This is a genomic window from Brevibacterium sp. FAM 24630, assembly GCF_049804075.1.
Lineage (GTDB): Bacteria > Actinomycetota > Actinomycetes > Actinomycetales > Brevibacteriaceae > Brevibacterium.
In genome coordinates, this window is the sequence record NZ_JBNBZD010000012.1 from 1 (window position 1) to 11363 (window position 11363).

9 protein-coding genes and 1 tRNA gene are annotated in these 11363 nt (G+C 64.9%); 7 read left to right on the forward strand and 3 right to left on the reverse strand.

What is annotated here, in order from left to right:
• The first annotated feature begins 206 nt into the window (after positions 1-206).
• The 4 genes from ACPUD7_RS10470 (at position 207) to ACPUD7_RS10485 (ending at position 6835) form a co-directional block, all read left to right on the forward strand.
• A complete protein-coding gene (locus ACPUD7_RS10470; protein WP_425119854.1) occupies positions 207-3251 on the forward strand; it encodes a DNA primase family protein in 3045 nt (1014 codons plus the stop codon).
• The gene (locus ACPUD7_RS10475; protein WP_425119855.1) at positions 3244-5148 is read left to right on the forward strand and encodes a DNA polymerase; all 1905 of its coding nucleotides are present in this window, start codon (positions 3244-3246) and stop codon (positions 5146-5148) included. Before ACPUD7_RS10470 ends, ACPUD7_RS10475 begins: the two co-directional genes overlap by 8 nt.
• A 413-nt stretch (positions 5149-5561) precedes the next feature.
• Positions 5562-5762, forward strand: coding sequence for a helix-turn-helix transcriptional regulator (locus ACPUD7_RS10480; RefSeq protein ID WP_425119856.1), 201 nt, complete (start codon positions 5562-5564; stop codon positions 5760-5762).
• A gap of 95 nt (positions 5763-5857) precedes the next feature.
• Positions 5858-6835 carry a tyrosine-type recombinase/integrase gene (locus ACPUD7_RS10485; protein WP_425119857.1) on the forward strand — a complete coding sequence of 326 codons (978 nt, stop codon included), beginning with the start codon at positions 5858-5860 and terminating at the stop codon, positions 6833-6835.
• Positions 6836-6937: 102 nt separating this feature from the next.
• On the opposite strand, the gene ACPUD7_RS10490 is transcribed toward ACPUD7_RS10485, so the two are convergent.
• Positions 6938-7010, reverse strand: a tRNA-Lys gene (locus tag ACPUD7_RS10490).
• A 114-nt stretch (positions 7011-7124) separates the two neighbouring features.
• Positions 7125-8063, reverse strand: coding sequence for a hypothetical protein (locus ACPUD7_RS10495; protein WP_135540010.1), 939 nt, complete (start codon positions 8061-8063; stop codon positions 7125-7127).
• A 175-nt stretch (positions 8064-8238) separates the two neighbouring features.
• Here ACPUD7_RS10495 and ACPUD7_RS10500 point away from each other — a divergent pair, with 175 nt between their 5' ends.
• The 3 genes from ACPUD7_RS10500 (at position 8239) to ACPUD7_RS10510 (ending at position 10823) form a co-directional block, all read left to right on the forward strand.
• Positions 8239-8826 carry a hypothetical protein gene (locus ACPUD7_RS10500; protein ID WP_135540012.1) on the forward strand — a complete coding sequence of 196 codons (588 nt, stop codon included), beginning with the start codon at positions 8239-8241 and terminating at the stop codon, positions 8824-8826.
• A gap of 314 nt (positions 8827-9140) precedes the next feature.
• Positions 9141-9806, forward strand: a complete 666-nt coding sequence (locus tag ACPUD7_RS10505) for a DUF47 domain-containing protein (protein ID WP_425119858.1) — start codon at positions 9141-9143, stop codon at positions 9804-9806.
• Between the two features lie 3 nt (positions 9807-9809).
• Complete coding sequence (locus ACPUD7_RS10510; protein WP_135540016.1) at positions 9810-10823, forward strand: inorganic phosphate transporter; 1014 nt, start codon at positions 9810-9812, stop codon at positions 10821-10823.
• Between the two features lie 4 nt (positions 10824-10827).
• On the opposite strand, the gene ACPUD7_RS10515 is transcribed toward ACPUD7_RS10510, so the two are convergent.
• Positions 10828-11286, reverse strand: coding sequence for a DUF4383 domain-containing protein (locus tag ACPUD7_RS10515; protein WP_425119859.1), 459 nt, complete (start codon positions 11284-11286; stop codon positions 10828-10830).
• Positions 11287-11363 lie beyond the last annotated feature (77 nt).

Sequence of the window (11363 nt, forward strand, 5' to 3'; positions counted from 1 at the left end):
ACCTGAGAGGTGCCCCTTTCTTGGCCGGGAATGTTGACTTAGAACATCACCATTTTCCCAGCTCAGGAGGGGCATTTCCATTCCACGAACGGCTTGATCCGGCTACTTACATCGGTGGATCAAGGCTTAACTCCGTCCTCCCCTCTGGGGGAGTGACGCCTCTAACACGTCTGGACAACCAGTGCCGTACTAGGTCGTTCAACGATATGGACAGTCTCGCGACGGTGATCAGTGGTGCCCGCAGTGGGATGCTCTATATCGCGGCGAACCCCCGTGACCCCGCTGCTGATCTCGGGGCCGCCCAGGGCGGTGCATCTACGGTGATCGACCCGCGTCTCGTCCTCGCCGACATTGACATCGGAAAGGACGGGCAAGGCGATTTGCGTTACGCCGGGGACGAAGACGAGGCGTTCCATATCGTCGACATTGTCGCGGACACCCTCGGGACTGCCCCAGTCACAATTGTACGCACGCGTGGTGGGCTCGCTGCCTTGTATTGCATTACCGACCTGACCCGCGACCTGGCACACGCCGCCGATCGTGCGGTGGCCGCAGCGCTGGCTGACGAGGGGCTGTGCATCGACCGTGGTGTCCTAGCGAACATCGCGACGTTGACCCGCCCTGCTGGCTCCTTGCATCAAAAGGAAGGCGACGATAGGCCGATCGTCAACGAACTGCGTCGCGCAAACCCGGGCGCGCAGACCACGGCAGCGGCCCTGACTTCACGTATCGACGAGTTCATTACCCCGTCACGACCTCGCCGCTACCACGCGCACACCAGCGTCGACGATATCCCGATGGCGGATCTCCTCGACGCGCTCGGGTTCACGGAAACTTGTGGCGGTTGGACACACCCAGACGGCTCCAGTGACACGCGTGATGCGGCGATCTTCACCGGTGACGACGGGCTGGAGCGGGTCCACATCTTTTCCGGCTCCGTGGCCGGCACACTCCTCGATGACGGGCCGGGGTCATATACCGCACGATGGCTCCTGCAGTGCCTCCTAGATCTCGATACCAAATCACTCGACGCACTGAGCGAACGACTCAATGCGGAGGGCGTTGAGCCATTCCTCGACGCCCTCTACGAGAGCGCCGAAACCGCATACGCGTGGGTTGTTGCGGGGGGCTGGCCTGAGGACCTCAGCGACGACCACATCACCCATCTGGCGGCACGCTGTGTCACCGCAGCACAGGCTCGGGCTCTTACGCTCCGAACGGAGGAGCGCCCACACCCACGCGACGATTCGGATGACCCCACCCCGCTGCCGGTAATAGTAGGGTATGCCCCTACCACAACCAGCGAAGGTGGCACGGTTGTCACGTTCCCCGGAACCGTCGATGACACGTACACGGTTCCGGCACCGGTGGTCGTTGGCAGCGGCGACACGCTGACTATCGCAACATCCCTGGTTGACGCGCTCCGCCTCCAGGACGCAAGCGAAGTCGTGCTCGGCCGTTTGACGGCGCTTGTCCGACAGCCCGGCGCGGCTGGGAATCGGACTGCTGAACCCCAGCTGTCTACCCTCACCCTTGACCCGTGCGATCGGGATGTGCGACTCGCTCTGGGCCCCGAGTGGCGGCGATACGCCCCACGTGTGCGCGACACCGTGCTCGCACTGCGGGCTGCTGGTGCTAGGGCGGTCACACTCCACGACGCCCCGCGTGACCCCGAGACCCGCGTCCGTTGTGCAGACCAGATGGCGTTCTCTGTCGCAGCTGCGGAGGAAGCGATCTCCCTAGGTAGGTTCGACTCCTCGACGGACCCTGGGCTCCGCGCATTGCTCGGGCAGCGTCTCCGTGATCGCGGGCACCGCTATGCCACGGACCGCCGGATCTGGCTTCGCGACGATGGCACTCGCCTCTATCCGGTTGACGGGGCCCCCGTCGACGAAGCGATGGAGATCATCGATGACGTCTTCTCACCCGATGACCGACGGGCCCCTTCCCTCAATGCGCTGCGGTCCTCGTGGCTGCCTTCTTTGAAATCGGACCTCGACGCAGGGTCGCTTGATGAGCCGACCAGTGCCCGTCTGGCTCGCGACGAGGACCACCCGTACCAGGCATGCAGTCCCGATGGAGTCCTGGACCTCCGCACCCGTGAGACTCAGCCTCGGCCGATCGGTGCGCCGAACCTCCGGCGTCTGGGCGTACATCCTCGCGCCTTCGACCCGGGTGAGGATCTTTTGACATCGACCATTGCCGGGAGGCTCATGCTCGACATGTGTGGCGGAGCCCGCGACACGGCCAGTGTGCTCCAAGAAGCTTTGTCGCAACCTCTAGTGGGGCTGCCGAGCGAGCGGATCTATTTCATCGTCGACGCAGAGGGCAACGCAGGCAAATCGACGCTTCTGCGAGGTGTCGGCGACGTCTACGCAGATTATGGTGTCCAGCTCTCGGCGTCGGCATTCGCAGGTCAGGATGGCCGATTCGCGACGGCCAAGCTCGCGGGAGCGCGATTCGTCGGAGTCTCCGAGCTGGACGCATACACGCGGATGTCAGGGCAGGACATCAAGCGCTTGGCCACCAGAGACTCGATCGCGGCCGAGCACAAAGGCGGTAAGCATTTCGACTTCACCCCGCAGCACACCCTGATCGTAACGACCAATCACCTCCCGCAGCTGAAGAACTTCGACGATGCGACCGCTGACCGCATCGTCGTCATCGAAGTGCACCCCATCCCGGTCGAGCAACGTGACTCCCAGCTGGGAACGCGCCTGGCGCAAGACGCCGCAGGAACAGCGGCCCTGCTAGTGGCCGGAGCACAGCGCATCATCGCGCGTCTCGACCAGGGTGTCCCTGACCAAGGGATCGTGCCACTGACCGCTACGGTGGCCGCAGCGACAGCCCGCTATCGTCGGCAGGAGGACCATCTCTCTCGGTGGCTTGCCGAGCACACTACCCGCGAGGTGTCCGGCGAAGCCACGGCCGTCGCGGATGTGCGAGACGCCTTCACCGAGTATATGCGGGACGATGAGGGGCTGGAGGATTACTCAGCGCCGTCGAAGTCGCGGTTCATCCAAAACCTGGGTCGCTGCGGTATCACCGTCGGAGAGGTCAAACCGGACAACACCACATGGCGGGTCTCAAAGAGGGGTGTATACGCCAAGGGGCTCGTTCTCCAGCCTCCGGACGCGCCGCAAGACCTCCCCGGGGTGATTCCCCTCGACGACTACCGCAAGGCCCGGAGGGCCACGCCTCCTCCGATGACTGCCACAGGGGAGACCACCGAGGAGGAGTTCGATGTCTGACCCGCTCTATGCCGCGGATGCCGCGACTATCCGCGGCTGGCTCGACGACCATTCGCAGGGGTGCCTGGCGCTCGACACAGAGACCACCGGAATCGATCACCATGCCCCGGACTTCGCGGTCGGGGTGATCTGCCTGGCCCTCGCCGACGGGTCCGCCATCGTCTGGTCGGGGCGGGACCGCGATCTGACACGACAAGCCTGTCGCGTCATCGCGGACGATGGGCGGACACTTTACGCCCACAATGCCGATTTCGACTATCGCGCCATCCGAGCCAGTGCCGGAGTCCGTCTGGTCTCGATGGTGTGCACACTGACGATGGCCCGGACACTGCGCTGGGGCGTCGACCGCTGGACGGGTCTCGACGAAGGCTTCTCTCTCAAACGGCTTCGCCCGACCACCGCCGCGGCCCAGGACGCTCTTCGCGCCCATTACCGCGATTGCGCCGCCGCATGGGCACGAGCTGCTGCGTCAACGCCACGCGAGGAACGCCGCATCCTCCGCGATCGGTATCTGGGTACTGGTCGGTCCGATTGGCTACCCCGCGCCGTACAGTATCTGGCACCCGATGATGTCTTGCTACATCGTTACGTGGCCGAGGACACAATTGAGTGCGCCGCACTCGCCGAGGAGATGGAAGACCATCTCGAGGCACGCCCCGAGCTCGCCCCGGCGGTCGACTTGGACATCGACATCGATTCCGCATTTCGTGCCACCGGCTATGATGGGCTGGCAGTCGATCAGAAAGCGTTGCGTGCTGCGATCAATAACCTCGAAGCCTTCCTCGCTTCCGAGCGGCAGCATTTCGGCTTCGACCCGACCACCACGAACAAGGCCCGGCAGAAATGGGTCGAAGAGGTGATCTGCCCGCGCGGACTCGATACCACGGACAGCGGCGAACTGTCTCTGAGCCGGGCCTCTCGGAACCGTGCATACGTCGATGACGACGTGCGCGGCGAGTGGGATCGGATGTGTGCCGCTGCCGATCGTGCGAGCCAGTTGTCGAAACTGCGCGAGTTCGCGCGCACGTCGGAAACGACCGGTCGTGTCCATCCATGCTTCAGCGCGAATGCTGCGCGCACTGGGCGCATGTCCGCGAGCAAACCCGCCGTGCAGAACATCGCTCGGCCGCGGGACGGGGAAGTCGACCTCCGAGGGCTGCTACACGTCCCCAACGGGCGAACACTCGTTGCCGCCGATCTCACGCACGTCGAGCCATCGGTAATGGCTGCTCTCAGCCAGTGCCCGCGTATGGCTGAGACGTGCACGCGCGGGACAGACCCGTACGTCGAAATCGGCCGAATGGTTCTCGGCCCTGCGGCCACCGAGACGGACGCCGCGGGGCGCTTGACCGCGAAGGCCGTAAAGAGCCGTTCACGGATGAAAGTCGTGCTGCTTGCCCTTATGTACGGGATGGGGGCCGAATCCCTCGCTGCAGATCTCGGTGTATCGGCTAGCGAGGCCGCACGTGTGAAAAAGCGGGTGCTCCGCCGATTTCCACGGCTGGAGCGCTGGCTGGATCGCACCCAACGCCAGGCGACACGGATGCGCCCAGGGTACACCCCGTGGGGCCGGGAATTGCCTGCAATCGAGAACCGCAGTTACACGGCGCAGAATCACATCATCCAGGCAACGGCAGGCGACGTGTTCAAGACGATGACACGGCGCGTAGCCGCACGGCTCCGTATGGAGGCCCCGACAGCTCGCCTTTGGCTGGTCGTCCATGACGAACTCGAGATCGAGTGTGACGAGGAAGACGCCGAGCGGGTAGCAGCAGTGCTTCGTGATGAGATGCACGGCTGGCTCGATGACAGCGGACTCCACGAGGAGAGCGGCCCCGGCCGAATCGAAATCTGGGGGGACCCGGTGGTCTTGGGTCGCAAGTGGACAAAATTCTAAGGAGAGATATGACCGCCACGATTGAAATCCCATGCGTCAGCGCACTCCCGGCACCCCGGACGCAACGGCTGGTCACGGCGATGATGACCCAGTCGTTGCGTCGCCGGTGGGCTATCCAAACCGAGCAGCTGATGCTGGAGAGCCGGGAGGTGGCGGTCCTGGCGCGGCACCGGGCGCGGAGAGCCCTCGCCCGCCTCGAGCGAGCCACGGACACGCGGCCGACCCCACCGACCACCAGCGGGGCAGCAGCGGTGGTCGTCGGTCACCTCGAAGTTTTTACATGTGATGCACAAATGCCAACCGTGGGAGGAGGACCCGTGAAGCACAACGAGGCCATCTAGATCTAGGCCCAGTGCCGCAGCCGGTTCGGCTGCGCCGTCGCTCTCTGTGAGCGAGACACTGGAGGAAATAATATGGAACTGATCAAACCGCAGCTGGTCGCTGATCAGCTCGGAGTCACCACTGATCAGCTCGCGAAGCTGCGTTACGAGGGCACCGGCCCCGCGTTCGTCCGCGTGGGCCCCCGGAGCCCGCGCTATCGGCAGGAGGACATCGACGACTGGGTGGAGAGCCGCCTTGCCCGCCGTACCGATGAAATGCCGTGGGCGGCATGACGGGGTCGATCGAGCGCTATGAAACGAAATCCGGACCTCGTTACGCGGCGCGGTGGCGAGGACCGGATCGGCGGCAGAAAAAGAGGAAGGGGTTCGTGCGCAAGCGCGAGGCGCAGGCATTCCTGGCGCGCGTACAGACGGAGATGCGTGACGGCCGTTACATCGACCCACAGGCTGGTCGCGCGAGCGTTGGGGAACTCGGACCCGCGTGGCTGAAGCGTCGCCGAGCGGGCGTCAACTTCTCGACATGGCGGACCTACGAATCCGCCTGGCGGCTCCACGTCGAACCCCGGTGGGGGCGCGTCCCCGTGGGGGTGGTCCGCAAGGACGATGTCGAGGACTGGATCGCGGAGTTTGTCGAGCTTGACGCTTCCCACACCCAGATCGACCGCAATCGATCGGTGCTCAGCGGAATCCTGCGCGAAGCCGTCGCGGCCCGGAGGAACGCGGATAACCCCGCGGAGAATCTGTCGAACATGCCGCGCAAGACGAGTCGCGACATGCGGATCCTCACGGCTGCGCAGCTGCGCGCATTGGCAGACGGGGCGGGCCCCCACCGGGATCTCGTGCTCACGCTCGGTCTCACAGGCATCCGCTGGGGCGAGGCCGTGGCGCTCCAGACAGCCCACGTCGACCTGGTGCGTCGTCGCATCCGTATCGTGGAGAACGCGGTCGAGGCCGGAGGGCAGATCCTGCTCGGGCTGCCGAAATCGCACGAGCGGCGAGAAGTCAGCGCACCACTGCCACTGCTAGAGCGCTTGGCTGAGCAGCCAAGCGGGCTGCTCTTCCCCGGATCGCGCGGCGATTTCCTCCGGCGACCGAAGAACGAGCGCAGCTGGTGGGCGAAGGCGTTGCGGGCCGCCCAGCTGCCGAGCGACCTGCGGCGGCACGAGCTGCGGCACACCGCGGCGAGTCTCGCGATTCATGCGGGGGCGAACGTCAAGGTACTCCAGCGTATGCTCGGGCACGCCTCGGCGGCGATGACTCTCGATCGCTACGGGCACCTCATGGACACCGCACTCGACGAGGTCGCCGACCGAATGGCGGTGCAGATGGGGTCTGAGGCCATCTGAGGTGGCGTGAGATGTGCCCGATTTGTGCCCTCCCCAGGAGAAGCCCGCTGAGTCTGGTACTCAGCGGGCTTCTCACCAGGGGGTACATCCTAAAATCAACGGTGGGCCCCGTGGGGATCGAACCCACGACCCACGGATTAAAAGTCCGTTGCTCTACCAACTGAGCTAGAGGCCCCGTCCCAACTCGACTGATCGGCAGAGCCGGAACACGACAGTTGGAGACTCAATAATATTAGAGGTACGTGACCCCATTACTCAAACCAGAGGACGCGGTCGAACACCGCTTCCCTCATTTCTCCAGCTCGGGTCGATCCGGGCCGGTGTAGGTCTGAGGCAATGAGTCCGGAGAGGACAGATCCTCGTCCGCAGCCTCGTCGATGACCGAGCTCTCAATGGCCTTGTTCTTCTTGAGCTTCCCGAGCAGCGCGGAGACGTTCTTGAGGCTAGCGAGCAGCCTGCGGTCCTTCTTCGGGGCGACGTATTCGGGGTCGGTTTCGATGGGGAAGATCGTCGGAGCTGCACCGAAGGCTTCCTTCGACTCCGCGGCCACCTTCCGTGCCATCTGCGCATTCACGACGGCTCCGATGACGGCACCGATTCCGAACGGCAGCAGCCGGCCGACGAAGGAGCCGCCTGCGCGGGCGGCGAATTTGCGGATGAAGGTCTTCCGCAGCTTGCGCACGAGCAGGTCGACCAGCGGACCGGGCAGCTGCTTGGTCACGGTGGCGCCCCAGCTGCCGAACATGGATTCGACTCCGCCGTTCTGCTTGCTGAACCGCTGCACGAGGTTCTTCCCGTCCTTGCCCAGCATGAGGCCGAGCACGAGAGCGTTCGCCCGCTTGGCATCGGCCACGGGCAGTCCGTGGATCTCCGAGATCGCTTGGGCGAACAGCGCCGTGCCTTCGAGGAATCCGGCGGTCTCCGCACTGGCCACGCCGAGGGCGGCCGTGGTTCCCAGGCCCGGCACGGCGGCGGTCGCGCCCACCGCTGCGCCGCCCGAAGTCGTCAGAGTCAGGTAGTGCCTGCGAATGATCGCGATGAGTTCCTCGGGCGTCGCTTCCGGATGCTTCCGGCGCAGACTGCGCACATAAGCCAGGGCGACGGGCCGTTGCACGGACAGCAGACGCGACAACATCGACTGGGCGCGAGGATTGAGGGTGCCGTCCTCATTGACTGCGAGCTTCGCCGCCTTGTCGAGGCCCTTCTTCGCCACGGATGATTTTGCCACGAGAGTTCCTCCTCGTATCGGTCACTCGCGACTGCGGGTCGCAGACACGAATCACCAGCAAGTTTAATAGCCGCCACTGTGAGCTCGGGGAGCGAACCCTGACCGTCGGACAAAAGCCCGGCTGTGATCTGGGTCCTGGTCACCGCGCACGCCGGCGGACTAGACTGCCTTGACGATGACACAGCGACCCTTCCACCGCCCCGTTCCCCTCGCCGACCTCGACTCCGTCGGTGCCTCCGACGATCCTGTAGCCCGGTCCGAAACCTCGCACGCGACCGCCGCGCTGCTGCTCGGCGACGCCGACGGCAACCGCGACGAGGCAGCCACCCGACGGTTCATCGAACTCGCCGACGACATCGGTTTCGAAATCATCGCCGAGATGTGGTCGGCTGCCCCAGCCGTCTCAGCGCCCGGCGCCCTGTGGCGTCTCTACGCATTGCGCGAATGGATCACGTCTGCACCCCGCGACCTGTCCGAGATGTTCGCCGACGGACAGCGCAGAGTCACTGACGGCATCGGATACGACGAGATCCTCGCCGGCGTCGAACTGCCCGCCGGCCCTGATGAGGTGGCGCGGGCGATCGACGAGATCCTCGCCGGAGCTTTCCGCGGCGACGTCGTCATCGCCTTGCTGCGCGCCGCCGCGTTCGTCGCCATCTGTGCCGCCGGCACGGACGACAACGACGTCAGCGCTCGACTGAGCCGACTCTCCCAGGATCTCTCCGACGCGGCCGTCGCTCACCGCCGAGGCGGCCTCGACTGACCGTGTGAACACGAACCCAGCCCCGCCGAGGCTACCCAGTCCGGCCGCGCCGACGCGCCCCCGGTCCGGCCGGCGCCCGGCCCCGGCCCTGCCGATATTCCCACGTGCCCCCGAAGTCAACTGTGAGATTCTCAACGAACCAACAGCCGCCTCGGCGGTGGACTCATGCGTGTGAACGAGTATCGTAGGGGGTGGCCTTCGGGCCACCGGACGCTGGATCGCTGAAGCCCCGGGCTCCAAATTCAGCCGCTTCGAGCGGCCTTCCGCCGAGAGGCGCTCTCGGTTCAGCGTCCGGCACATATCATTGAGGCATCATGCATATTCGTCCGGCTCGTCCGGGCCCCGGGCAGGAGGAGCGCATGCGGCTCAAGCGAGTACCGCAGGACACTGTCTTCTATGAGCGGCTGTCCGCTCTCGTCTCACAGATGCGGCAATGCAACTTGGTGCTCGCCGAACTCTCCGGCATCGAAATCAGCGAACGTCGCGACGTCGCCGATCGTCTCCGCGAGATCGGGGACAGAGCCGATGAGGACATGGGCGCGATGCTGCGGGCGCTGCGCGAGAACTACATCACTCCATTCGACCGCAATGACCTCTACCTGCTCAGCCACCACATGCGCGACATCTGCCACCGTCTGCACGGGGTCGGATTCGTCCTCGCTTCGGAAGCCTTCGACCCGTTGCCGTCCGGCGTGCCCGAGACCTTGGCGGTGCTGTCGAACCAGACCGACCACACCTCGCGGATGATCACCCGCATGCCGGGCAAACTCGACCAGTGGGACTACGTCGACGCGATCAACCGGCTGACCTACCAAGTCGAGACCCTGCAGTGGCGGATGTCGGATGCGGTGCCGAACTCCAAACGCGGACTCACGTACATGGCGGCCGTGTCCCAGCTCGGGCAGGCATTCGTCCGGGCCGCTCACGGGTTCACGGAGCTCGGCAAGGTCGTCGCGGCCATCGCGATCAAGGAGTCGTAGTCCGTGGAGCTGCTTTTGGTGGCCGTCATCGTCGCCGGGGTGATCTTCGCCGGCTCGAACGGCTTCCATGACGCTGCGCTGACGATCGGCAATGCCGTCGTCGGTCGGGCCCTCAACCCGAAGTGGGCACTGGGCCTGGCCGTGGTCTTCAACTTCATCGGGGCGCTGCTCGGCGAGGGCATCGCCATCGTCGTGGCGAACCAGATCGTGCTCTTCTCCGGTTCCGCCGACCTCATTCTCACCTGTCTGCTCGTCGCGTTCGTGGCCGCGACGATCTGGAGTCTCTTCACCTACTTCCTGGCGCTGCCGGTGTCCTCGACGCACTGTCTCATCGGCGGACTGCTCGGTGCCGGAATCGTGTTCGGGTTCTCCGTCAACACCGGTGAGGCGATGGACTCCGTCGTGTGGCCGCTGCTGCTCTCACCCGTTCTCGGGTTCATCCTCGCGTGGGCGTTGACCCTCGTGCTGTCGAAGTTCCTCGCCTCCGTTCCGCCGAAACCGCTGTTTCGCGGCGCGCGCATGGTCGACTCAGTGCTCACGGCATCCCTGTCGCTCGTCCACGGAGTCCAGGATGCGCAGAAGGTCGCGGCCCTGGTCATGGTCGGCATCCTCGCGGTCGAGGCCACCCCGCACGACGGTCTGTCCATCGTCGAGATCTCTTGGCCCGTGCGTCTCCTCATTGCCGCGGCCCTGGCACTGGGCACCGGGCTGAGCGGGTGGCGGGTGGTCCAGACCCTGTCAGTGCGGATGGTCCGGCTCGACCCGCTCAAATCCGCCATCGCCGATGGTGCCGCCTCGATCCTCATGTACACCGCGGCTCTGGTCATGCGCGTGCCCGTGTCGCTGACCTTCGTCCTGGGCTCGTCGATCCTCGGCACCCAATATGCCGGACGCAAGGGCCACGCCCGAGCCCGCTACTTCCTGCCGATGTTCGGCGTGTGGCTGCTGACGATCCCGGCCGCAGCGCTGTTGGCGCTGGGCCTGGGAGGGATCGTCAAAGCGGCTGCAGGAATCTGAAGGATCAGACTCGAGGCTTGCGACCGAAGACGATCCCGGTCGTGATCATGGCCGCCGCGAGGACGAAGTGCAGCCAGTTGTCGGCGGTGTTGAGCCCGACGAAGTTGCCCATCGACTCCATCGGAATCACCATTCCGTAGATCCACAGCACCGCATAGATGATGCCGCCGATGATGAGGTAGTTCTTCGCCAGTGCACGCGAGCGGAGCCCGAGCATTCCGACGAATCCGAACAGCAGATGGACGATGTTGTGGAGCACCGTGACCTGGAAGAGACCGAGCAGCGCCGCATCCGTATGATGTCCGGCGAAGCTGATCGAACCGAGGTTCGCGGTGATGCCCGGGACGAATCCGAGGATGCCCACGAGCAGGAACACGGCGCCGAAGAGCCCCGAGACCATCTGCACCTGCGAACGCGTGCTGTGTGAGGCTGCGGGCGACTGTGATGACATCGAGATATTCATGACGATCCTTTCTCAAAGGTGACTGGTATCGATGATTCGGAGCCGATGCCGATTCGGATGGCTGCTGTGCGCAGAAT

Bases quoted from the DNA above. Each gene is read 5' to 3' on its own strand.
- ACPUD7_RS10470 (WP_425119854.1), top strand. From the start codon at position 207: ATGGACAGTCTCGCGACGGTGATCAGTGGTGCCCGCAGTGGGATGCTC.
- ACPUD7_RS10475 (WP_425119855.1), top strand. From the start codon at position 3,244: ATGTCTGACCCGCTCTATGCCGCGGATGCCGCGACTATCCGCGGCTGG.
- ACPUD7_RS10480 (WP_425119856.1), top strand. From the start codon at position 5,562: ATGGAACTGATCAAACCGCAGCTGGTCGCTGATCAGCTCGGAGTCACC.
- ACPUD7_RS10500 (WP_135540012.1), top strand. From the start codon at position 8,239: ATGACACAGCGACCCTTCCACCGCCCCGTTCCCCTCGCCGACCTCGAC.
- ACPUD7_RS10505 (WP_425119858.1), top strand. From the start codon at position 9,141: ATGCATATTCGTCCGGCTCGTCCGGGCCCCGGGCAGGAGGAGCGCATG.
- ACPUD7_RS10515 (WP_425119859.1), bottom strand. From the start codon at position 11,286: ATGAATATCTCGATGTCATCACAGTCGCCCGCAGCCTCACACAGCACG.